The organism is Dyadobacter sp. BHUBP1 (assembly GCF_050587785.1).
In the GTDB taxonomy this organism is placed as follows: Bacteria; Bacteroidota; Bacteroidia; order Cytophagales; family Spirosomataceae; genus Dyadobacter.
In genome coordinates, this window is the sequence record NZ_JBOBIH010000002.1 from 501,429 (window position 1) to 524,541 (window position 23,113).

Annotated in this window: 25 protein-coding genes; 12 read left to right on the forward strand and 13 right to left on the reverse strand. The window is 48.1% G+C overall.

Translation table 11 applies throughout. The features are described from left to right. Positions 1 to 4: 4 nt before the first annotated feature. The 8 genes from ACQ4MZ_RS08905 to ACQ4MZ_RS08940 all read right to left on the reverse strand — a co-directional run bounded on the left by ACQ4MZ_RS08905 (position 5) and on the right by ACQ4MZ_RS08940 (position 5,103). Positions 5 to 1,141, reverse strand: a complete 1,137-nt coding sequence (locus tag ACQ4MZ_RS08905) for an aspartate aminotransferase family protein (RefSeq protein WP_430844383.1) — start codon at positions 1,139 to 1,141, stop codon at positions 5 to 7. 14 nt (positions 1,142 to 1,155) lie between these two features. Next, entirely contained in the window at positions 1,156 to 1,377 is a 222-nt protein-coding gene (locus ACQ4MZ_RS08910) for a PIN domain-containing protein (protein WP_430844385.1), read from the reverse strand. Further along, positions 1,356 to 1,583 (reverse strand): hypothetical protein, encoded by a 228-nt coding sequence (locus ACQ4MZ_RS08915; protein WP_430844387.1) that lies wholly within the window; start codon positions 1,581 to 1,583, stop codon positions 1,356 to 1,358. The genes ACQ4MZ_RS08910 and ACQ4MZ_RS08915 overlap by 22 nt, the downstream gene beginning before the upstream one ends. A gap of 49 nt (positions 1,584 to 1,632) precedes the next feature. Next, positions 1,633 to 2,640 (reverse strand): N-acetyl-gamma-glutamyl-phosphate reductase, encoded by a 1,008-nt coding sequence (argC, locus tag ACQ4MZ_RS08920; protein ID WP_430844388.1) that lies wholly within the window; start codon positions 2,638 to 2,640, stop codon positions 1,633 to 1,635. Positions 2,641 to 2,650: 10 nt separating this feature from the next. Next, entirely contained in the window at positions 2,651 to 2,848 is a 198-nt protein-coding gene (locus ACQ4MZ_RS08925) for a four helix bundle protein (RefSeq protein ID WP_430844390.1), read from the reverse strand. Further along, a complete protein-coding gene (locus tag ACQ4MZ_RS08930; RefSeq protein WP_430844392.1) occupies positions 2,826 to 3,008 on the reverse strand; it encodes a four helix bundle protein in 183 nt (60 codons plus the stop codon). The genes ACQ4MZ_RS08925 and ACQ4MZ_RS08930 overlap by 23 nt, the downstream gene beginning before the upstream one ends. Positions 3,009 to 3,039: 31 nt before the next feature. Continuing rightward, positions 3,040 to 4,242 carry an argininosuccinate synthase gene (gene argG / locus ACQ4MZ_RS08935; protein WP_430844394.1) on the reverse strand — a complete coding sequence of 401 codons (1,203 nt, stop codon included), beginning with the start codon at positions 4,240 to 4,242 and terminating at the stop codon, positions 3,040 to 3,042. A gap of 129 nt (positions 4,243 to 4,371) precedes the next feature. Further along, complete coding sequence (locus tag ACQ4MZ_RS08940; protein WP_430844395.1) at positions 4,372 to 5,103, reverse strand: GNAT family N-acetyltransferase; 732 nt, start codon at positions 5,101 to 5,103, stop codon at positions 4,372 to 4,374. Between the two features lie 385 nt (positions 5,104 to 5,488). Here ACQ4MZ_RS08940 and aat point away from each other — a divergent pair, with 385 nt between their 5' ends. The 5 genes from aat (at position 5,489) to ACQ4MZ_RS08965 (ending at position 10,432) form a co-directional block, all read left to right on the forward strand. Next, the gene (gene aat, locus ACQ4MZ_RS08945) at positions 5,489 to 6,097 is read left to right on the forward strand and encodes a leucyl/phenylalanyl-tRNA--protein transferase (RefSeq protein WP_430844396.1); all 609 of its coding nucleotides are present in this window, start codon (positions 5,489 to 5,491) and stop codon (positions 6,095 to 6,097) included. Between the two features lie 116 nt (positions 6,098 to 6,213). Then, positions 6,214 to 7,245, forward strand: coding sequence for a glutamate 5-kinase (gene proB, locus ACQ4MZ_RS08950; RefSeq protein ID WP_430844398.1), 1,032 nt, complete (start codon positions 6,214 to 6,216; stop codon positions 7,243 to 7,245). Then, entirely contained in the window at positions 7,245 to 8,495 is a 1,251-nt protein-coding gene (locus ACQ4MZ_RS08955) for a glutamate-5-semialdehyde dehydrogenase (protein WP_430844399.1), read from the forward strand. The genes proB and ACQ4MZ_RS08955 overlap by 1 nt, the downstream gene beginning before the upstream one ends. After that, positions 8,489 to 9,571, forward strand: coding sequence for a M20 family metallo-hydrolase (locus ACQ4MZ_RS08960; RefSeq protein WP_430844400.1), 1,083 nt, complete (start codon positions 8,489 to 8,491; stop codon positions 9,569 to 9,571). Before ACQ4MZ_RS08955 ends, ACQ4MZ_RS08960 begins: the two co-directional genes overlap by 7 nt. A gap of 39 nt (positions 9,572 to 9,610) precedes the next feature. Then, a complete protein-coding gene (locus tag ACQ4MZ_RS08965; RefSeq protein ID WP_430844401.1) occupies positions 9,611 to 10,432 on the forward strand; it encodes an enoyl-CoA hydratase/isomerase family protein in 822 nt (273 codons plus the stop codon). A gap of 38 nt (positions 10,433 to 10,470) precedes the next feature. Here ACQ4MZ_RS08965 and ACQ4MZ_RS08970 read toward each other — a convergent pair whose 3' ends face one another. From ACQ4MZ_RS08970 to ACQ4MZ_RS08980, 3 genes are all read right to left on the reverse strand, one after another. Continuing rightward, on the reverse strand, positions 10,471 to 12,033 hold the full coding sequence (locus ACQ4MZ_RS08970) for an Rne/Rng family ribonuclease (RefSeq protein WP_430844402.1): 1,563 nt from the start codon (positions 12,031 to 12,033) through the stop codon (positions 10,471 to 10,473). Between the two features lie 267 nt (positions 12,034 to 12,300). After that, positions 12,301 to 13,155 (reverse strand): tetratricopeptide repeat protein, encoded by an 855-nt coding sequence (locus tag ACQ4MZ_RS08975; protein WP_430844403.1) that lies wholly within the window; start codon positions 13,153 to 13,155, stop codon positions 12,301 to 12,303. Positions 13,156 to 13,184: 29 nt separating this feature from the next. Next, positions 13,185 to 13,490: an HU family DNA-binding protein gene (locus ACQ4MZ_RS08980; RefSeq protein WP_015813879.1), complete on the reverse strand. Its 306-nt coding sequence runs from the start codon at positions 13,488 to 13,490 to the stop codon at positions 13,185 to 13,187. Between the two features lie 159 nt (positions 13,491 to 13,649). Here ACQ4MZ_RS08980 and mutY point away from each other — a divergent pair, with 159 nt between their 5' ends. The 6 genes from mutY (at position 13,650) to guaB (ending at position 20,794) form a co-directional block, all read left to right on the forward strand. Next, positions 13,650 to 14,780, forward strand: coding sequence for an A/G-specific adenine glycosylase (mutY, locus tag ACQ4MZ_RS08985; RefSeq protein ID WP_430844405.1), 1,131 nt, complete (start codon positions 13,650 to 13,652; stop codon positions 14,778 to 14,780). A 60-nt stretch (positions 14,781 to 14,840) separates the two neighbouring features. After that, entirely contained in the window at positions 14,841 to 15,698 is an 858-nt protein-coding gene (locus ACQ4MZ_RS08990) for a phytanoyl-CoA dioxygenase family protein (RefSeq protein WP_430844407.1), read from the forward strand. Positions 15,699 to 15,918: 220 nt separating this feature from the next. Then, on the forward strand, positions 15,919 to 17,124 hold the full coding sequence (locus ACQ4MZ_RS08995; RefSeq protein WP_430844408.1) for a Gfo/Idh/MocA family protein: 1,206 nt from the start codon (positions 15,919 to 15,921) through the stop codon (positions 17,122 to 17,124). A 66-nt stretch (positions 17,125 to 17,190) separates the two neighbouring features. Further along, positions 17,191 to 17,685: a single-stranded DNA-binding protein gene (locus tag ACQ4MZ_RS09000; RefSeq protein ID WP_430844410.1), complete on the forward strand. Its 495-nt coding sequence runs from the start codon at positions 17,191 to 17,193 to the stop codon at positions 17,683 to 17,685. A gap of 127 nt (positions 17,686 to 17,812) precedes the next feature. Further along, positions 17,813 to 19,129 carry a transporter associated domain-containing protein gene (locus tag ACQ4MZ_RS09005; RefSeq protein WP_430844411.1) on the forward strand — a complete coding sequence of 439 codons (1,317 nt, stop codon included), beginning with the start codon at positions 17,813 to 17,815 and terminating at the stop codon, positions 19,127 to 19,129. Positions 19,130 to 19,321: 192 nt separating this feature from the next. Beyond that, the gene (gene guaB / locus ACQ4MZ_RS09010) at positions 19,322 to 20,794 is read left to right on the forward strand and encodes an IMP dehydrogenase (RefSeq protein ID WP_430844412.1); all 1,473 of its coding nucleotides are present in this window, start codon (positions 19,322 to 19,324) and stop codon (positions 20,792 to 20,794) included. Positions 20,795 to 20,948: 154 nt separating this feature from the next. Here guaB and ACQ4MZ_RS09015 read toward each other — a convergent pair whose 3' ends face one another. Together ACQ4MZ_RS09015 and ACQ4MZ_RS09020 are read right to left on the reverse strand one after the other, a co-directional pair. Further along, the gene (locus ACQ4MZ_RS09015) at positions 20,949 to 21,605 is read right to left on the reverse strand and encodes a DedA family protein (protein WP_430844414.1); all 657 of its coding nucleotides are present in this window, start codon (positions 21,603 to 21,605) and stop codon (positions 20,949 to 20,951) included. 42 nt (positions 21,606 to 21,647) lie between these two features. Beyond that, positions 21,648 to 22,442 (reverse strand): phosphosulfolactate synthase, encoded by a 795-nt coding sequence (locus ACQ4MZ_RS09020; protein WP_430844415.1) that lies wholly within the window; start codon positions 22,440 to 22,442, stop codon positions 21,648 to 21,650. Between the two features lie 167 nt (positions 22,443 to 22,609). Here ACQ4MZ_RS09020 and ACQ4MZ_RS09025 point away from each other — a divergent pair, with 167 nt between their 5' ends. After that, positions 22,610 to 23,092: a PaaI family thioesterase gene (locus ACQ4MZ_RS09025; RefSeq protein WP_430844417.1), complete on the forward strand. Its 483-nt coding sequence runs from the start codon at positions 22,610 to 22,612 to the stop codon at positions 23,090 to 23,092. Positions 23,093 to 23,113 lie beyond the last annotated feature (21 nt).

The window sequence follows — 23,113 nt, forward strand, 5'->3', positions numbered from 1 at the left end:
AAAATCAAACGGCTGCAACAGATACTTCTTTTTTCAAAGCTTCCAAGAACAGATCAGCCTCCGTTTTGCCTAATGCGAGCGACGGCAGCAGCCGGATCGTGTTCGCGCCCGCTACGCCTGTGAACATTTTGTGTTCAAACAAAAGTTTGTTGCGCAGATCCTTCACCGGGAAATCATACTCAATGCCGATCATCAGCCCACGACCTCTCAACTCTTTATAGCCGCCAATCGCCTTAATGCCTTCGAACAGGTAATCCCCGATTTCAGCCGCATTCGCGATCAGGTTTTCTTTTTTCATAATGTCCAAAACGGCCACGCCCGCCGCGCAGGCCAGGTGGTTGCCACCGAAAGTCGTTCCCAGCAAACCATAGCTCGCTTTGAATTTCGGAGAGATCAAAATCCCGCCGATCGGGAAGCCGTTACCCATGCCTTTCGCCATTGACATAATATCCGGCTCGATGCCGCTGAACTGGTGTGAGAAGAACTTGCCGGTCCGTCCGTAGCCACATTGCACGCTGTCGAGGATCAGTATCGCGCCGGTTTCATCGCATTTGCGTCTCAAAGTTTGTAAAAACTCATCTGTGCAAACATTAATGCCCCCCACACCCTGGATGCCTTCCACGATCACCGCGCAAACTTCGTCGGTAATGCCTTCTTCTGCCGCGGGTGCGTCGTTGAATGGCAGGAACGTTACGTGCTCTTTGTAATTTACAGGCGCAACGATCGAAGGATTATCGGTAGCAGCTACCGCACCGGCTGTCCGGCCGTGGAATGACTTGGTGAAGGAAATTACCTTCGTTCTGCCATTGTGGAAAGAAGCGAGTTTCAATGCATTCTCATTCGCTTCAGCGCCTGAGTTGCAGAGAAACAACTTGTAATCAGGATAGCCCGAAAGCTCTCCTAATTTCGTCGCCAGCTCTTCCTGAATGGAGATTTTGACCGAATTCGAATAAAAACTGATTGCATTTAGCTGCTTCGTCAGCTTATCCACGTAATACGGGTGGCAATGGCCAACTGATATCACCGCATGGCCGCCGTAAAGGTCAAGGTACTTGGTACCGTGTTGGTCCCATAGGTAACTGCCTTCGGCTTTTACGGGTTCTATATCGTAAATGGGGTAGACGTCAAAAAGGTGTGACATTTTTTTGTGGTTTATCAGGCCAGTTCCAAAGTTTCGATTCTTTGAAAATGATCCTTGTTTAATGTTTTGATTGGTAATTGAAAAATGAGCGCCGTTATCAATTCATAGACTGTTACAGCCGAAACAAACAGTAAAGTGTCGTTCGGTAATGACGCCAGGATTGTTTTTGACTTCTCAGGTTTCCGCAAATACTCGACGAATATCCCGGTATCAATTACCAATCCTGTACTCTCCATTCATTCAAATGTTTTGCATTCTGTTCGAATACTTTGATATCTTCTTCGCTCCAAGTGGAAACTTTGGTGATTCTATCTTTCCAGTCAGTCAAATTTCCCGTCGGTTGTTTGGCTTTCTGTCTGAGCAGAAGCAAATTGGCGAATGCGACAAGTTGCTTTTGCTGCGTATTGCTTAACTGGTTATATGTTTGAATTAAATCGTTCATAGCAATCCTTCCGTTTACGCTCCAAACTAAAACAACTCAAATAGGATCATCAAAACGCCGGCGCTTTCAACCGAAGCCCTGCATCCTCCGGCAAACCGAACAGCAGGTTCATATTCTGAACCGCCTGGCCCGACGCACCTTTGGTCAGGTTATCGATAATGCTCGTGATCAGCAGCTGGCCGTCGTGCACTTCCAGATGGACGAAGCACTTATTGGTATTCACGATCTGCTTCAAATCAATCGGCGTGTCGCTTACGTGCGTGAATGGGTGCGAGGCGTAGTAGCTTCTGTAAAGAGCCATGGCTTCTTCCAAAGTGCCTTCGTAGCACGTGTACACGTTGGCGATAATGCCGCGTGTGTAATCGCCGCGGTACGGCACGAAGTTCACCGGCTTATCGAAACCTGCCTGCAATTTGCCGAAAGTCATTTTGATTTCCGTCAAGTGCTGATGTGTGAATGCCTTGTAAATCGACATGTTGTTGTTACGCCACGTGAAATGCGTGGTCGCGCTCAATGCTTGTCCCGCGCCCGTGCTACCCGTTACCGCACTCACGTGAATGTCGTCTTTGATCAAACCTGCATTCGCCAGTGGTAAAACGGCCAATTCGATGCTCGTTGCAAAACAGCCCGGGTTGGCAATTTTAGTGGCGCTCTTGATCGCCTCGCGCTGCAATTCCGGCAAGCCATAGATAAAGCCATTCGACTCATTTCGGAAATCCGTGCTGAGGTCGATCACTTTTACACTTTCCGGCAATTGATATTCATCCAGAAACTTCTTCGATTCGCCGTGGCCGGAGCATAGGAAAATCGCATTTAAGCCCGACTGATCGAGCAACGGCTGGATATCATCTCCGGAAAATACCAGTTCAGTATCGCCCAGCAAATCCGTATGCGTCGCATAAACCGGTTTGCCCGCCTGGCTTTTGCTGTGCGCGAATGCGATGTTCACATTCGGGTGGTTGACAAGGATTCTAATCAGCTCGCCACCGGTATATCCGGCAGCGCCTATGATGCCTATTTTCAGAAAGTTTATGAGTTTATGAGTTAATGAGTCCATATTTTTAGTCTTACGAAGAGCGTACCGTTTTGATAAGGGAAATTAGTATTGCTTTGATTTCCTTTATTTCCAGATCACGATGCTCAAACACTTCATTAGTAATGTAATGTAGGTCTGTTGAAAGCAAAAGATAATATTCTGTTTCATGAAGAGATCCTAGGGATATTTGAAAAAAGTTTGCGACGTCAAGCGTTCCTTTTTTTACCACAACCTTCCGCAAGATTGGCGGCAATGGAAACCGACGAGCGTCGCATTTGAGAAATAAGGCCAAACGTTTCGCTTTTTGGGAGGAGGTCAGTCATTTTGTAAATCTCCAATACCAAAGCGTGAGATTTTTGCCAGACTTTAAGCTCATGATAGTTTTGCATATGACCCTAAACTCATAAACTTTAAACTCATTTACTTTTCCACCGAATCACTCACCTTACCATAAATCATCACCTGGTTCGAAGCTACTTTCGAGAAGCCGCGCACGTCGTCGCCGGTCCATGCATTGTTCATTTCGCCGTAGCTGCCGAATTTCGATGACATCAGGTCGAATGGCGACTCGATACCTTCTACGTGGAAGCGGTGCGGCGCGAGGTAGACGTGTACTTTACCCGTCACGTGCGACTGCGTATCGCTCAGGAATGTCTCGATGTTGCGCATTACCGGCTCTACAAACTGGCCTTTGTGCAGCAAGCTGCCGTACCAGTTGGCAAGCTGTTCTTTCCAGTACAATTGTTGCTCTGTCAGAACATGCTTTTCAAGCGTATGGTGCGCTTTGATGATGATCAGCGGAGCGGCAGCTTCGAAACCTACACGGCCTTTGATACCGATAATGGTGTCGCCCACGTGAATATCCCGGCCGATACCGAATGGCTGTGCGATTTCAGCCAGCTTTTGAATGGCCGTAACCGGGTTTTCAAAAGTCTCACCTGCAACGCCTTTCAATTCACCATTCACGAATTCCAGCGTAATGCGCTCCGGCTCGGTCTTGGTGATTTGCGTAGGCCATGCGGATTCGGGCAGATATTGGTCGGAAGTCAAAGTTTCTTTGCCACCTACCGATGTTCCCCAGAGGCCTTTGTTGATGCTATACGCAGCCTTGGTCCAGTCGCGGGAAACGCCTTTGGCTGTCAGGTATTCAATTTCCGCTTCGCGGGAAAGTTTCAGGTCGCGGATCGGGGTGATGATTTCAGCTTCAGGAACAATGATGCGGAAGGCCATATCGAAACGAACCTGGTCGTTACCAGCTCCTGTGCTGCCGTGCGCAATGGCGCTTGCACCGATTTCTTTGGCATATTCAGCCACCGCTACCGCCTGGAAAATACGCTCGGCGCTTACCGAAAGAGGGTAAGTGTTGTTTTTCAGGATATTACCGAAGACCAGGTATTTGATGCAATCATTGTAATATTCCCTGGTCTTGGAAATCGTAGCATGTTGCTTCACGCCCAAAGCATAGGCATTCGCTTCGATTGTTTTCAGCTCTTCGTCGGAAAAACCACCGGTGTCAACCAAAACCGAGTACACTTCATAACCTCTGTCTTCGGCTAAATATTTTACACAAAAGGAGGTATCAAGTCCCCCTGAAAACGCTAATACTACTTTGGGCTGTGACATTATATATGAATTCTGATTAAATGCTTGATTTGCGGTGCAAAAGTACAAAAAAATACCCCGCTTCGGGCCTTTTGGCTGCCGGCGGGGTATTAAAAATGAGATACTAAAATCTATCAAGTGTCCGATACATTAGTGTACCAGCACGGCCCCGGCGTTTTTCTTTTTGGCGCGTTCTTCCCTTCGCAGCAAAATACGTTGCTTAATGCGCATCCAGCGCTCATAAAGGCTCGATTCTTTCAAGAAATCCCAGGTATGGCTTTCAGTTGCTGCCGCGGTACCGTTGTCAGGCGTGGCAGCAGGTTTCTTATCTTCCGGATCGTACATCATACCCGTGCAAAGACAGTGTTTTCTGTTGGTCCGGGTGAGAACGTCGTAATTCACGCAGCTCGCGCAGCCTTTCCAGAATGCATCGTCGGCGGGCAATTCGCTGAACGTTACTGGCTCGTAGCCCAAATCCGAGTTGATTTTCATCACCGGAAGGCTCGTAGTGATACCGATAATTTTGGCATCAGGATATTTTTGACGCGACAATTCGAATGCTTTCATTTTAATAGCCTTCGCCATGCCGCTGTTGCGGAAATCAGGATGTACGATCAAGCCCGAGTTCGCTACGAATTTTCCATGCTCCCAGGTTTCGATGTAACAAAATCCTACCCATTCGCCGGTGTTGGTGGTGGCAATGATGGCTTTTCCTTCCACCATTTTCTCCATAATGTACACTGGGGAACGTTTGGCTATACCGGTACCACGCTTTTTGGCGCTCTCCTCCATTTCCGCGCAGATTTGTTCGGCGTAATGGAGATGATTTTCATTGGCAGTCTGTACGATAAACTTACTGCCCACTACTTCGGTATTTTTCATTGATGTGACTATGCTGACAAAATGTTCAAGACAATAATTAACTAACCCAGAGAAAAACGATGGGACGTCTAGAAATTGTAAGAAATTGCGGGGATTAGATATTTACCACGTAGGTAAAAGGAGATTATGCGGTCCGTGGGGACCTGAATCGGAAAGGCGTAGTATGCAGAACTGTATGTATGCCGTTGTGATTCATTGACTTGCTTGTGCGTCTAAGAGGCTGCAAATTTTCAAAAAAAAAATCTTACAGCAAAGAAACAGAAGATATATTTTTATGGTTCGTTTTGAACGGTAAAGTTTCAAGAGAGCGGATTTGTGGGTGTGCCCTATTTTGTACTATTCTCACTTCGATCAACAATATTATTTCTTTAATTCAGTGGCTTTCATGTCTGCAATCAGTACCGACGACCTCCTCAACGGCTATATCAATGGCATATTTCCCATGGCCGAGGCAGATGGTACTATTTACTGGTACTCACCCAATCCTCGGGCCATTATTCCCATCGATACCTACAAGCCATCCAAATCGCTCCGGCCAGTTTTAAACAAAAAGTATTTCGATATCCGCATCGATACCGACTTCGAGGGCGTTATGCGGGGATGCGCGCTGCCACGGGCGAGTGAGCCGGGGACGTGGATTTCGGAGGAAATCATCGCTTCCTACACGGCATTGCATGAGCTCGGGTACGCGCACAGCGTGGAGGCCTGGCGTGAAGACCGGCTTGTCGGCGGGCTGTATGGAGTTTCTATTAATGGGGTGTTTTTTGGTGAATCGATGTTTACGATCGAGAGTAATGCATCGAAAGTCGCATTTCACTACCTGATCCAGCTGTTGAAATTGAACCGCTTCGCATTGCTGGACACCCAGTTTATCAATGATAATGTGCTTCGCTACGGTGCTATCGAAATCCCGCGCGATGAATATCTCGATCAGCTTCACAAGGCATTAAAACTCAGAAGGCAGTTCAACGGGGCGGTTTTAAGCGAATTATAATGTGCCAAATGCGTTGAGGGCGAGGGTAGGGCATCCGTTTTCGTTTGAAAAGAAGTATTTTTGGCGCCAGATTGATTACCGGGCGCCGGAAGTGGCGCCGCTTATTTGAATACCAAGTGTCAAAACCTATTCTCGTCATAAAATTCGGGACGGCCTCTATCACGCTTCCTTCGGGTGAACCTGATGTCAGGATCATTTCGGAAATAGCCCGGCAAGTTTCGGAAATCCATTCGCAATACCGCATTATTATCGTTTCTTCGGGTGCGGTAGGTGCAGGTAAGGCATATATCAATGATTATAGGGGCACAATGACCCAGCGAAAAGCGGCAGCGTCAGTGGGTAATCCGCTGCTTGTAGGCCTCTATGCTTCCTATTTTGCCCCGAATAAAATTTATATTGCCCAAAGCCTTTGTGAGCGGCAGCATTTCGCGAACCGCAATAAATTCCTGCAACTCAAAGAAACTTTTGAAGAGCTCTGGTTGAACGGCATTATTCCGATTGTGAACGAAAACGACGTGGTCAGCGACCGCGAGCTGAAATTCTCGGATAATGATGAACTGGCTACCTTGCTGGCTGTTGGTTTTGGGGCCGAATCGCTGATGTTCTGTACTTCGGTGGGAGGGTTGTTAGACGAGGAAGGGAAAATCCTGCGGAACGTATCCAATGTGAACGAGGTTTTTAAGTTTGTCAGGACCGATAAATCTTTCCTCGGCCTCGGCGGAATGGCTTCCAAGCTCACATTCGCCAAACTCGCTTCCAGAATGGCCATTCGCGTAGTCATTTTTGGAATGAATCAGCCTAACGAACTGCTGAATGCATTGAAAGGAGAAGCGGGCACATTGATCACACCGGGTAAAAGCACATTATCTGCCCGTAACCGCTGGCTCGGAAGCGGCGGTCTGGTATCCGGCACGTTGCGTGTGGACGAAGGCGCTTCCAAAGCATTATTAAGGCGTAAGAGTTTGCTTGCGGTGGGTGTCACCGAAGTAACCGGCGATTTTGAAGCGGGTGAAATCATCGAAATATACTCGTCGGAAGACGAAATGATCGCGGTTGCACGGGCGCGCGAGACATCCTCGGCGATCCGCAGCAACCTGAAAACAGTTAATTTTGAAGTGGCGCATGCCAATGATATAGTTTTGTTATAATGGAATCGATAGTACCTCAATTAAAGGAAGCGCGGGAGGCCTCAGCTGCCGTTCGCCGGCTGACAGACAGGCAAAGGGCTGATTTGCTGATCAACCTTTCGGCCAGAGTGCTGGCCAATGCCGAAAACATCATCGCCGAAAACCGGAAAGACCTGGATTTGATGGATGATGCCGACCCGAAAAAAGATCGCCTGCTCCTGAATCAGAAGCGGATCAACGAACTGGCGCAAAGCCTGATCGAGGTAGCGGAGCTCCCGGACCCGACCGGCGAGGTATTTGTCGAAAAAACCATTCAGCAGGGACTTTCCCTGAAAAAGATCGCCGTACCGCTGGGCGTGGTAGGCGTTATTTATGAATCGCGCCCGAATGTGACGATCGACGTGGCTTCCCTGTGCCTGCGCTCCGCGAATGCGTGCGTGCTCAAAGGCGGGAAGGAAGCGCAAAACTCCAACAATTATCTGGTGAGCCTGATCCATGCGTCTTTGACGGAATTCGGTGTGCCCGCGGCTGCTGTTACGTTGTTGCCTACTGGTCGCGAGTTTGTCGGCGAGCTGTTGACGGCCATTCAATATGTGGATATCATCATTCCACGCGGTTCCGAGGGCTTGATCAAATTCGTACGTCAGAATTCATTGGTCCCTACCATTGAAACTGGTGCAGGGGTCTGTCATACTTACATAGAAAAAACAGGTGACCTCGACAAAGGTGCGCAAATAGTTGTGAATGCAAAGGTCTCCAAACCGGCTGCTTGTAATGCGCTGGATACTGTTTTGGTTGATCGTGCGGTAGCAGGTGAATTTTTGCCAAAACTGAGAGAAGACTTTATAAAATGGAATGTAGAGGTTTTCGCGGACGAAGAGTCTTATGAAATTCTTCAAAAAGCGGAGTATCCTTATCTCCAACATGCCAGCGAAGATGATTTTGGGAAAGAGTTTCTGGATTTCAAATGCTCCGTGAAAGTGGTTGACGATTTGTCAGATGCATTGAAGCAAATTGAAAACTATTCTTCAAGACATTCGGAGGCTATTATTTCCACCAACGAAGAGGCTATCGAAACTTTTCTGAAAGAAGTGGATGCTGCTTCGGTGTATGCGAATGCCTCGACCCGTTTCACAGACGGCGGTGTGTTCGCACTAGGCGCGGAAATCGGTATTTCGACTCAGAAACTGCACGCCAGGGGCCCATTTGCATTGGAGAAACTCGTGACCGAGAAATGGATCGTTAAAGGAGACGGACAAGTAAGATGGTAAATACTTTGGAAAACATACAAACGCTCTCCAGGGAGGCCATCGCATTGTTGAAGAGTCTGATCGAAACGCCCTCATTCAGTAAGGAGGAAGAAAATACGGCAAAAATTCTGGCGGATTTCTTTACGAAAAAGAACATTCCTTTTCATACCAAAAAGAACAATCTCTGGGCTTTCAACAAGCATTTCGATGCGAACAAGCCGACAATGCTGCTCAACTCGCACCACGATACTGTGAAGCCGAACAAATCCTGGACGCTCGATCCGTTCAAGGCCATTGAGCAGGATGGAAAGCTGTACGGCCTGGGTAGTAATGATGCCGGCGGATGCCTGGTTTCCCTCATTGCCACGTTCGTTTATTTCTACGAAAGAGAAGATCTTACCTATAATATTGCCATTGCCACCACAGCTGAGGAGGAGATTTCCGGAAAAGAAGGCCTTGAAATTGTAGCTCTGGAGTTACCGGAAATCGCATTTGCCATTGTAGGAGAGCCTACCGAAATGCATTTGGCGGTTGCGGAAAAAGGCCTGCTGGTACTGGATTGCACAGCAAAAGGCGTTTCCGGCCACGCGGCGCGTGAGGAGGGGGAGAATGCGATTTACAAAGCACTGAAAGATATTCAGTGGATTACAGAATACAAATTCCCCAAGGTATCCCCAACGCTCGGGCCGATCAAAATGTCGGTGACGATCATCAATGCGGGCACGCAGCATAATGTGGTGCCGGACGCCTGCACATTTACGATCGACGTGCGTGTGACGGATCAGTACACTTTGGAAGAGGTTATTTCTGAAATTAAAGCAAATATTCAATCAGAAGTTACGCCGCGATCGATTCGCTTGCGCCCATCCAGCATTCCAATGGATCATCCGATTGTGTTGGAAGGTTTGAAACTGGGCCGTAACGCGTACGGTTCTCCGACAACTTCGGACCAGGCATTACTCGATTGCCCGTCGTTGAAAATGGGTCCGGGACATTCCGCACGCTCGCATAGCGCGGATGAATTTATTTATCTGCATGAAATTGAAGAAGGTATTGCCCAGTATATTAAAATGGTCGAGGGCGTTGTGACCCGATAATTTACTATACTTGCCAAAGCGAACTAACCGTGTTTTGGCATGCGATTCTACACCGAAGAAGATATCCAGACTTTCGATAACGTCCGGTTTTTGCATATTAAAACTGCAAAGGCCGGACATCTTTTTACCATCACATTAGCCCGACCTGAGAAGCGCAATGCATTCACTCCGACAATGGCGGAAGAAATCATTTATGCATTGGCCTACGCGCATTATCGAACGGATATCCGGTGTGTAGTACTGAAAGCCGAAGGGCCGGTGTTTTGTGCCGGGGCCGATTTGAATGCATTTCATGATCCTTCTGCGAATGCTATGAATGATTTATTGCCACGAATACACGAAGAGGCACGAATGGGGGATGCTTTCAATGACTTGCTAAAACCTTGTATTGCACAGGTAGAGGGGCCGGTGCTGGCTGGGGGCTTTCTTATGATTTGCGGCTGTACGTTCGTTTTCAGTGTGCCGGGGGCTACATTCAGTTTGCCGGAGGTAAAGCGGGGAATCTGGCCGATGCAGGTAATGGCGTCGCTTTCACCCATTTTGCCGCAACGGAAGATTCTCGAAATGTCGATAACCGGAAAGGCTTATTCAGCTAGGGAAGCGCTGGAAATGGGCCTGATTACGCATTTGGCTGAAAATATTGAAGAGGAAGTAATTGCGCTGGCTACCCAAGTTTGCGAGAGCGCGCCATTGGCAATACAAGCAGGAATGCAAAGCTTGCAGCAATTAAAGGATATCCCTCAAAATGAGCAGCATACTTTTCTGAAAAGGGAATTAGACAAACTTCTCCAAACAGAAGATTCAAGAGAAGGCGCACTAGCCTTCAGAGAAAAGCGGGAGCCCATCTGGAAAGGAAAGTAGTTGATCGCCAAAAGCCGAAAGCCGAAAGCCGAAAGCCGTTAATTCACTGGCACAATCTCGATTTCCTCCCCATACCGGTTATGGAACTTGAAATCCACCACGCCCAGCGACGAGTCTTTGATCAGTTTCACCCAGGTTTTGTAATGGAAGAACCATTTTACCTGCTCTGAAATCAGCCCTTTGGTGAAATACGAATGCAGGAACGGATGGAGCGAAATGGTAATGCCGCGCTCGTTCTGTTTGGTGAGAATGTAATCGAGGTTGTTGGCGATCACGTCGGATACGAGAATGCTCGCCTGGATCGTGCCCGTACCACCGCAAGTAGGGCAGGTTTCGCGGGTGACGATGTTCATTTCCGGCCTCACACGCTGACGCGTGATTTGCAGCAAGCCGAATTTAGATAGTGGCAAAACGGTGTATTTCGACCGGTCGCCCTTCATTTCATCACGCATAACATCGAACAGCGTGCGCTTGTTCTCTGCCTTTTTCATGTCGATAAAGTCGACCACGATAATGCCGCCCATATCGCGTAGGCGCAGTTGCCGGGCAATTTCCTTCGCTGCTTCGAGGTTCACGCTCAATGCAGTAGCTTCCTGATCCTCTTCGGAATTGGATTTGTTGCCACTGTTGACATCGATTACGTGCAAGGCTTCCGTATGCTCGATGATCAGGTAACCACCATTAGGAAGGCTGACCGAGCGACCGAACAGCGATTTGATCTGTTTTTCTAGACCGAATTGTTCAAACAGCTTATTCTTGCCATTGTGCAGGCGAAGAATGTTTTCCTTCTCCGGTGCGATGTTGTGGATGTATGCTTTGATGTCATCATAAACATCCTTAGAATCTACGGTAATGCTGTCGAAGGACTCGTTGAGCATATCGCGGATGATCGAAGACGCGCGGTTCATTTCACCGATCACGCGGTCGCGCGGTTTGGCATCGCGAAGCGCTTTGATACCGTTTTCCCATTTGTCCAGACAGTCCTGCAAATCCTTGTTGAGCTCGTCCACGTCCTTTCCGGTAGCTACCGTGCGGATTATCACCCCAAAATTCTGAGGTTTGATGGACGACATCAGCCTTTGCAAGCGGTTTCGCTCCTGCTTGTCGGTGATCTTCTTGGAAAGGTTGACTGAATTGGAGAATGGGACGAGTACAATATACCGTCCGGCTATCGAAATGTCGCACGAAAGCCTCGGGCCTTTGGTAGAAATAGGCTCCTTGACGATCTGAACCAGGATTGGCTGGTTCTTAGAAAGAACTTTATCGATTTTTCCAAGCTTCTCGATTTCCGGCTCCATCTTGAAATTTTTCAAGTTGCCCGAATGCGTCCGCTTGGCGATTACGTCCTTGGTGAGCTTGTTCAGCGAGTTGATATTAGGCCCCAAATCGAGGTAATGCAGGAACGCATCTTTTTCAAAACCAACGTCAACAAAGGCAGCATTGAGCCCTGCCACCAGCTTCCGCACAGTACCGAGGTAAATGTCGCCTACGGTAAAGCTCTGATCCGGTGTTTCTACGTGATATTCTAAAAGACGTTTATCCTGCAAAAGGGCTATACGCTCTCCCTTTTGAGTAGAATTGATTAGTAATTCGTTACTCAATGTTCAACCAACTGAATGGCTCGATAATGTTGATACTTAACTCCCCGCATATCAGACTGTTAGCGGGATACAAACGTGGGGAATAAGGATGACCGGATCTTAATATTAAAACCCGGTCATAGCCAATTATTTCTTCTTATGTCTGTTTTTTCTGAGTCTTTTCTTTCTCTTGTGAGTGGAGATCTTATGTCTTTTTCTCTTTTTTCCGCAAGGCATGATTATGTCGTTTTATAAAATAAGTAATGTATTTCCTTTATGATCTGATGATCAGTTGCCCAGACGGCCCTCCAACTCGCCAATGGCTTGCTGGATTACCGGGTCTTTCTCCTCTTTTTTAACCTCCGACAGAACTTTGCTTGCTTGTTCTTTGTCACCCAATTCTACGAGCGAAAGGCCAAGATAGAACTTAGCTTTCGTATTCTTAGGATTGTTGGTTAAAATCTGTCTGAACCTATCAGCAGCTTTTGAATATTGGTTCGATCTCATGGACAGGATCCCCAGATTGAACAATGCCAGTTCGTTGGTAGGATCCGCGTCGATCACCTCGCGGAGCATCAGAATACCCTGCATCGGGTTCTCTGTATTCACATAGGTCATCGCCATGTTGGCTTTTGCAGTCAACAGTCCAGGATTCTGGTCAATTGCTTTTTGGTAATATTCGCGGGTTTTGATACCCAGGTTCTTTGCTTTCTGCTCGTCCACTGCGAATCCGTACGCCTCATAGTAGCGGTCGCCCGCACGCATCAGGTTTTCGATAGCAGGGGAGAGCAGGGCCACTTTCTCGGCATAGAATGCAGCGCTGTCAAATTTTTGAAGCTTCGCAAACTCGTCTGAAAGCTTGATGCCCGCAGCAACCTTGTCTTTATCACCCGCTTGATTGAAGCCGCTTCTGAGCTGATCTACAATTTTCTGTTGATCAGGAGTTAAAGCGGCTCCATCATGCGATTTGGAAGAGGACTCAGCAGCATTTGCTGCCGCAGCGGGCGCCGAAGCGGCAGCCGACTGGCCTTTCTCCTTGTCCATCTCTTTGCCCTTGTTGTTTACGACGACCTTGGGAAGGCTGAACAGCGTTCCTACCAGTGCTACCGCAAGCACGCAAGAAAGTAAAATGGACTTTTTCATACTCTTATAACCCAACCTTTTCAGGTAAATTACTTTTCAGCGACTGCTTTCAGTTTGTCACTTTCTTTTACCTGCTCAACAAAAACTTTTGCAGGCTTGAAGCTTGGTACAAAGTGCTCGTCAATAATCATGGAAGTTCCCTTTGAAATATTGCGGGCCACTTTGCGCGCACGTTTTTTGTTGATGAAACTACCGAAACCTCTAACATAAAGGTTCTCACCATCAGAAAGTGAGTCCTTTACCACGGTAAAAAACGATTCTAGCGTTTGCTGAACGTCGCCCTTGTCTACGCCTGTTTTCTCGGAAATCTGTGCGATTACGTCTGCCTTAGTCACTTTGATTGTTTACTTTAAGTGGATATTATTTCATTAATTTACTTACTCCTGTAAATTTTGGGAACACAAAGGTACGGTAATTTTAATAAAACTTAAAAGGATGATCTTCCCCTTTTTTATATAATTCATTAAAAAACAGTGCACATAAGTAAAAATAATATGATACCGGATGATTTGGAGGTGATTGATTTTAACAGAAGACTCAAATCCTGGTATCTTGAAAACCACCGCTCGTTGCCTTGGCGGGAAACCAAAGACCCATATAAAATTTGGTTATCGGAGGTGATTCTCCAGCAAACCCGTGTAGTCCAGGGGTTACCTTACTATGAGCGTTTTACCGACCAGTATCCCACGGTGTTTGACCTCGCAGCTGCCGATGAGCGCGATGTGCTGCGGTTATGGCAGGGACTCGGCTACTACTCCCGCGCACGCAACATGCATTTCACGGCCCGGCAGGTTGTGAACGACTACAACGGAAGATTTCCCGAAAGCGCTGAAAAGCTTTTAAAACTAAAAGGCCTCGGGCAATATACTGCATCAGCCATCGCTTCCTTCGCATTCGACGAGGTAGTACCGGCGATTGATGGGAATGTGTACCGCGTAATGGCTCGTATTTTCGGTATTCAGTCGGATATGCTGGGTAATGAGGGGAAAAAGGAGTTTGCTGCGGTGGCGAAGCAGCTGGTATCCAAGGAGGACCCTGCTACCTATAACCAGGCGATGATCGAGTTCGGGGCATTGCAATGCGTGCCGGCGTCGCCGAATTGCGCGGTCTGTATTTTCAATGACCGCTGTTTTGCTTATATGCATCAAATGCAGGGGCAGCTGCCTGTCAAAATCAAGAAGCTGACCGTCAAACATCGTTATTTGAACTACATTATCATGAAGCGAGGCGACAGGCTCGCCATGCACGAACGCCGCGGCCGCGATATCTGGAAAGGTCTCTATGATTTCCAACTTATCGAATCCAAAGCCCCAGTCACATGTCCAGACTCCCTGACACTACTTGACCCGAATTTCCAAGACCTCCTGAAAAAAGGCCGCCTGACAGAAATACCCAAAGTGTATTCGCACATTCTTACACACCAGCGCTTGCAGGTACGGTTCTGGTGGCTCGAAATTCCTGAAACCGAAAGGATAGATTTACCCCACGGAATGGCTTTTTACAGTCATGAGGAAGTCGAAGTGCTTCCGAAGCCAATTCTGATCGATACCGTTTTGCGGGAGGAAAGTTACCTCTCACCGCCTGATCATTGCTGCGGGCAACGAGCTTGTAGTAGTATTGCATGAAAATAGAAATGTGGTTTAAGTAATATATTTTTGAACTAAACGCTTAACCGACTGTCAATCATGGGAAGTTTCAGTTTGAATGCCAGCCAGATCGCTGACTATAATCGCGACGGCTATATTGTTGTCAAAAGTCTCTTTTCTGCCGAGGAAGTGGACAAATTATATCGGACGGCGCTGGAAAATTCGGTAATGCAGAAGAATGCGATGGACTTGAACGACCAGTCGGGGAAGAAGACAAAACTATCGCTTTGGTTCACGCCGGGCGACGATGTGTTCGGGTATCTGATCCGCAGCGAAAGAATGGTCAATTCGGTATGGCAGTTGTTGCAGCAGGATAGCCAGGTTTGTCATTTTCATACCAAACTCATGCAAAAAGAGCCGAAGGTCGGCGGTGCGTGGGAATGGCACCAGGACTATGGGTATTGGTATAAGAACCAGTTCATTTTTCCCGATCAGCTTATGAGCGCGATGATCGCATTAACACCCGCCAATAAGGAAAATGGGTGTTTACAGGTGATTAAGGGTTCACACAAAATGGGCCGCGTGAACCACGGCTTCGCAGGCGAGCAGGTAGGTGCGGACATGGAAATGGTGAACCATGCATTGAAAACGATGGACCTTATCTACTGCGAATTGGAGCCCGGCGACGCATTGTTTTTCCATAGTAACCTCATGCACCGTTCGGAAGCGAACCTGTCGGATCATCCGCGCTGGTCGCTCATTTCGTGTTATAACTCGCAATCCAACATCGCCTATGCTGAAACTTCAACCTCGTGGCGGGTACCAGTTTCCATCGTGCCGGATCACGCATTGCTGGAATGGAATGCCGAGTCGTTCGAAAACGCGGATTTCCTCAAAAAGGAGAACGACCCGGCGTTGAAATCCACTGGCTGGGAGAATGAAGTGAAGACGTCATGAATCGTCATGCGCAGTAATTTATAGTCATGTATAGTGATTCATAGTCATGGGCGGTCAGGTATCGTCATTTGTCGTCATGTATGGTCAATCTTGACGAATATTTCCTAACAATGACTGACCGTACGTGACAACACTTGACCATACATGACTATACCTGACTACTTCCTGACCTCTAATGACAATACACAACCTGTTCCTAAAACTTTAAACTAAATACTGTATGCAGAAAATCGCAATGCTCGGCTCCGGCTTCATCGGACGTTTTTATGCGGAATCCATCCATGGTCAGCGCAGCCGCGATCGTGTGGTGGCCATTTACGCACGGGGGGAAGAAAGCGCCAAAAAGTTTGCCGACGATTACGGCTGCGATTTCTGGTCGTCGAACATGGAAGAGGTGATCGGGCATCCCGATGTGAATATGGTGTGCATTGCATTGCCCAATAATGTTCATGAACAGGCTGTATTGCTTTGCGCGAAGCATAAGAAGGCGGTAGTATCAACCAAGCCGCTGGGCCGTAATGGCGCGGAGGCATTACGTATGCTGAAAGCGGTAGAGGAAGCTGGGATTTTTGCTGGTTACCTGGAAGATTTGTGCTACACACCCAAATTCCTGAAATCGCTTGAAAGTGTTAAAAACGGTTCGCTTGGTCGCATTATCTGGGCGAAGTCGCGCGAGGCGCACCCGGGCCCGCATAGTGAGTGGTTCTGGGATATCGAGCAGGCGGGCGGCGGCTGCATCCTGGATTTGGGATGCCATTGCATTGAAATATCGCGGAATTTTATTGGCAAGGATATCAAACCCGTAGAGGTAATGTGCTGGGCCGATACGCAGGTGAAGCCGATAGATGCCGAAGATCATGCGATTGCATTGGTTAAATACGAAAACGGCGCCATCGGGCAGTTTGAGGTGAGCTGGACGTTCCGGGGTGGGATGGATTTGCGTGATGAAGTAATGGGGACCGAGGGGACGATCTGGATTAATAACTTTTTGCGGACCGGCTTCGAAATGTTCACGACCGGGCAAAACCCGGATGGCACCGGCGAAGAATATGTGGCCGAAAAAGCCGAAAGCAATACCGGTTGGCTGTTCCCGGTGGGCGACGAGGTGAACGACCTCGGGTATAATCATATGTTCACGGATATGTTCAATTCTGCTGAAAAGGGAAATGCGCCAGCGGAGACGTTTTATGATGGCTACATTGTGAATGCGGTGATCGATGCGGCTTATAAATCGGCCAAATCGAAGCTTTGGGAAAAAGTGGAACTTCCAGTGTGGCGTGGGCGTGAAGGCGTGGAGAAGCCTTCCAACTATGTTTCGTACAATGAAACGCACTACCTGATCAAGCAGGAAGTGACGCACGACGGCCGCAACAAACTGATCCTGAAAGACAAGGTTACCGGCAAGATCACCGAACAGGATATTTAGCGGACATTTCTCGCGGGAAATGTCTATATTTAAAGTTGCAACAAACATTAACCACGTTAAAAAATCATGGCAGGAAGTGTTAATAAAGTAATTCTGATCGGTAACCTGGGCAGTGACCCGGAAGTCCGGTACCTGGAAAGCGGGTCAGCGGTGGCGAAGTTCAATATCGCGACTACCGAGACTTATACAAACAAAAATGGCGAGCGCGTCGATAATACCGAATGGCACCGCATTGAACTTTGGGAGGGATTAGCGAAAGTGGCTGAAAAATACCTCAAAAAAGGAAACCAGGTATATATCGAAGGACGTATCCGCACCGATACATGGACGGATAAGGAAGGTCAGCAGCGCACTGGTGTGACGATCCGGGCGAACAGCATGACGTTATTGGGAGGTCCTTCGGGCGGTGGACAGGGCGGCGATTATAGCCAGAGTGGCCAGCAAGGCGGATACCAGCAATCCGGCAATGCGCCGCGCGGCAACAATGCCCCACGGCCATCGGATCCGATACCGCCATCGATGGCGGCCGGCAATAACGATGACGACGATCTGCCGTTCTGATGCATTCGACGAACTAATGACGAATCCCGCTTAAAAATGTATTTATTCCGAAATAGATACAGTTATTAAGCGGGATTCGCTACATTTATCTGATTGAATACCTATTTTGAACATTCTCTGACATTTCGTGAAAGAAACAGAAGACAGTGACGACCCGCTTGCCCGAACGCGTACGGGGATTCATTTTCCCCAGAAAAGTACGCAAACCACTCTGGCAGGGGTGCTCATACCCTTTGATTTCCTGGCTCCTTACGACTTCATTCTAGTAATTTTCCTGTTCATTATCTCCCTGTTCCTGTCGGGAATCCGAGCAGCCTATGCGGCTTCCGGCGCCATGGAAAACCCCTGGGAGCGCAAGGCGGAAGGCGATAGTCAATTACCTACACGTATCCAGCAACTGGCGCTTTCTTTGGTGCAGCGCGGCATTACGCTGTTTGCATTGCTTTTGGCAGCACGGTTGGCATGGCTGCATATGCAGGCGGGGAGCGTGGAAATGGTCCGCTGGGCGGTATTGGCGTTCCTGGTTATCTGGATTTGGCTCGATGCGATGGTGCGGTATAACAGCGCACGCAACGCGCAGGAGTTCATTCCCAAAATAGCAGGTCTTACGCAGTTTCTTATTAAAATCTGCAAGCCGCTCACCCAGCCGATCATGAAGCTAGGGTACTCATTCGGTGTGCTTACACCGCAGGGCGCCGAGATTACCACTGAAATGCTGGAAGCTAAGGCAGAAAGTGAAGAAGAAACCGATCTGCTGCGTGGGCTGGCCAATTTCCGGCAAACCAATGCACGGAAAGCTATGCAGGCTAGGGTGCAAATTACCGCATTCGATATAGAACTCGATTTTCACGAGTTGATGGACCGCATTAATAAGTCGGGTTACTCGCGCGTACCGGTTTATCGCGACGATCTCGACCATGTGGAGGGTATTTTAAATGTAAAAGACCTCTTGCCGCATATTCATCTGGATGAGCATTTCAACTGGCAGAAGCTGTTGCGTCCGGTCTATTTCATCCCCGAAAGCAAGCGCCTTGACGACCTGATGAAGGACTTTCAGAACCGGCGCGTGCATATGGCCATCGTGGTCGACGAGTACGGTGGAACCAGCGGATTGATTACCCTGGAAGATATTATCGAAGAAATTTTCGGGGATATTAATGATGAATATGACGAAGACGAAGAGGTGAATTATACGCAGGTCGATGAGCATACCTATGTATTCGAAGGCAAAGTGCTGATTAACGACCTTTGCCGCATTCTGAATCTCGAAACCGACTACTTTGATGAAGTTAGGGGCAATAGTGAATCTTTGGCGGGACTATTACTGGAACTGTTTTCGCGACTCCCGCGGACCGGAGAAATTGCTACGCATCGGGAAGTAACATTTAAGGTACAGTCGGCCGATAAGAAGCGCATCAAAAAAGTGCGGGTGCTGGTATCCTGATGGCAGTCGGCTTTCGGCTGTCAGCAATCGGCCTTGGCGGATTGCGGTCTTTAATTTTTCTCCGGATAAACGAAGTTGCCGATCGCCGAAAGCCGGCGGCTGAAAGCTGGTTAAAGAAAAAATACAATTCGATTTTATTTACTCAGAACTTCTTCTTAATTTTGCCCGGCAAATAACAATAGTTTATTTGCTATGAGCACAGACCCATCCAAAGTCCTCTTCGAGGCACTCACCTACGACGACGTTCTGTTAATCCCCGGTTATTCAGAAGTTCTGCCTCGTAACACATCAACAAAAACCAAGCTTACCCGCAACATTGAGTTGAACATTCCTATTGTTTCAGCTGCTATGGATACGGTGACGGAATTTGAACTGGCCATCGCTATGGCTCAGGAAGGTGGTATCGGAATAATCCATAAAAATATGTCCCTGGAAGCGCAAGCTGAGCAGGTGAGAAAGGTAAAACGTTCTGAAAGCGGCATGATCCTCGATCCGATCACACTGCTTGACACTGCGAGCCTGGGCGACGCGCATCAAATCATGCGTGAGTTCAAGATCGGAGGTATTCCCGTAATTGACAAAGACCACAAGTTGGTGGGTATCCTTACTAACCGTGACTTGCGTTTCGAACGTGAAATGAGCAAGCCGGTAACCGAAGTCATGACGAAGGACAACCTCGTTACTGCTTCGGAGGGACTTTCACTGGATGACGCTGAGAAAATCCTGCAAGAATACAAAATCGAGAAACTTCCGATTGTTGATTCGGAATATCGTCTGACGGGTTTAATCACCTATAAAGACATTCTAAAACGCAAATCACACCCGAATGCATGTAAGGACGAATATGGCCGCCTTCGTGTAGGTGCGGCCATCGGTGTTACACCCGACGTGCTGAAACGTGTAGAGGCATTGGTGAAAGCTGGCGTCGACGTAGTAAGTCTCGATACCGCGCACGGGCACTCCAAAGGTGTAATCGACGCTTTGAAATCCATCAAAGCTGCATTTCCGAAACTGGATGTAATCGCTGGTAACGTAGCGACAGGTGCAGCTGCGAAAGCATTGGCCGATGCCGGTGCCGATGCGGTGAAAGTGGGCGTGGGACCTGGTAGTATCTGTACAACCCGTATCATTGCCGGTATCGGAGTTCCCCAGCTGACCGCTATAATGTGGGCAGCGGAAGGTCTGAAAGGTACTGGTGTTCCGGTAATCGCCGATGGCGGTATCCGTTTCTCAGGTGATATGACCAAGGCACTGGCTGGCGGTGCGAGTACAATCATGATCGGTTCAATGCTTGCAGGTAGCGATGAAGCTCCGGGCGAGGTAGTGATTTATGAAGGGCGTAAATTCAAAGCTTACCGCGGAATGGGCTCGGTGGAAGCCATGGAAGATGGTTCAAAAGACCGTTACTTCCAGGATGCTGAGGACGATGTGAAGAAACTCGTTCCGGAAGGGATCGTAGGTCGGGTACCATTCAAAGGCAAAGTTTCCGAGATCATTTACCAGATGGTGGGAGGTCTGAAAGCCGGTATGGGCTATTGCGGCGCTGATGATATCGATTCGTTGCAGAACGCGCAATTCGTGAAGATCACGTCGGCAGGTGTGAAAGAAAGCCACCCTCACGATATCATGATTCAGAAAGAAGCACCGAATTATTCGAGATCGTAAATGTACTTCGGCTGTCGGCTATCGGCAGTCGAACCTTTTTATTATAGTAAAAGATAAGGCGTTGCATTCACTTGCAACGCCTTATCTTTATATACTTAATTGAAATATCATCAGAAATAAAAGCCGACTGCCGATAGCCGACAGCCGAAGTCTTCTACGCCGCACTCGGCTTTGCGAACCGGCTTTTTAGATAAGAGAAAATCATTGGCAGAATGGAGATTCCGATGATCCCAAAGATAACCAGCTCGAAGTTCTTTTTAACAATCTCCATATTTCCGAAGAAATAGCCGAGTAGCGTGAGGGTAGGAACCCAAAGCAATGCGCCTATGATGCAGAAGATAATGTATCTGGAATAGTTCATGCTGCCTGCGCCTGCCACGAATGGCGCTACCGTGCGGACAATGGGGATGAAGCGTGCCATGATTACGGTGCTACCGCCGTGCTTTTCGTAGAATGCTTCGGTCTTTTCAAGATATTCTCTTTTCAGGAATAATATCTTCTCCCGTTTCTTGATTTGTCCGCCGAAAGTTTTTCCGATGAAGTAATTCACATTGTCACCTAGCAATGCTGCGATAATGAGGATAATAATGATCAGCCAGACGTTCAGGCCGGTGGTTTCGTTGGCGGCGATGGCGCCGGCGGCAAACAGGAGCGAGTCGCCGGGAAGCAGTGGCATGATGACCAGCCCGGTTTCGGTGAAGACAATCAAAAACAGAATGACATAAGTGAGTGTACCATATTCTTCCACGATGTTGAACAAATGCTTGTCGAGATGGAGGAAGAAATCAATGAACTGCGTTAAAAATTCCATAGCTATGCGTTAAGTTGACAATCTGTTTTTATGAGTCCTGACCTATTTGGAATCGATTTTCCACTTCTGCTTCGTCTTCGTATTCAGGAAGTGGTTGAAAGTATCCCCGCGAAGGCCGAGGCGGATCGTTTCGAGTGGTATCAGTTCGCTTGGAGCGATGTTGCCCAGGTTGACATTGGCGCCGAGTAGTTTCACAAACCATACTTGCTGTGATTTCTGGGGGGCTTCCCAGATCATATCTTCAAATGCAATTTCCGTAAGGATTTCTTCCACGAGCCCCTGGCGCACCTCGCCGCTTGCGCGGAATAAACCCACATTCCCCGACTCACGGGCTTCCCCGATCACTTTCCATGCACCTGCCTGCAATTCAGATTTGATCAGCTGGATCCATTTGTAGGGCGGGATAATCTTGTTCTCATCTTTGGAACCTACCTCTGAAAGAACGGTAACCTGTTGGGAAAGCTTGTTGATGTATTCGCATTTAATATCCTGCGGCATTTCAATGGAGCCGTCGGAAACCTCTGCGTGAGTCAGCTGATATTTATCCAGTAGCTTACGGTAGTCGTCAAACTGGTTCCTGACCACGAATGCTTCGAATAATGTTCCCCCGAAATACACGGGAATATTGGCATTTTTATAAACCGCCAGCTTCTCGTTCAGGTTCGGACTTACGAACGAAGTGGCCCAACCCAGCTTTACGATATCAATATAAGGCGATGCGGTGGACAGCATATCTTCTGTTTCCCTGACACTCAGCCCCTTGTCCATCACCATGGTAAGTCCTTTTGTTCTGGGTTTCTGGGAACGCTCGGGAACCTGCGATAACGTAAAATTCATATATGAGTAAGCATTTATCTCTGGCAAAAAAACTCCGGCAAAGGTAGTAATAACCTTCGATACGTAACAATAAAATCCATAGCATTGACTTGTAGCCATCAATTTTTCTACGATAATTACTATTTTTAGAAGATCACTTTCATTCTGTACAAACCTTTGATGAAGCTATGAACACACACTCACTCTCTGATTCGCAGACTGAAAACAAGCGGCTATCTTTTCTTCGGACGCTTATCGGCAAGCCGATGGACCGGCACTTCTCTCCGGTAGCCAAATGGCTGAACGGAACACTCATTACCATCGAGGACGGCGCGATGGAAGTGGAATATCTCGTGCGAGAGGATATGTGCAATCCCATGGGTACGTTGCACGGTGGTATTGCAGCTACGATCCTGGATGATATTGTGGGTACAATGGTGTATGCCATGGGGCGGGAGTTTGGGTTCACGTCCGTCAATCTGAACTGCGATTTTCTCAATCCGGCGGTAGCAGGCGATGTGCTGGTGGCGAAATCCGCTGTAATACGGGCGGGGAAAAATGTCGTTCATGTGGAAGGGCGGCTGGTAAATGCGCACGGACGCATTATTGCCAAATGTACGAGTAATCTCATCCAGACAGCCTTTAAATTACCACTGGTGCCAGGGCAGTAACAGGTTTCACCGTATCTTTGC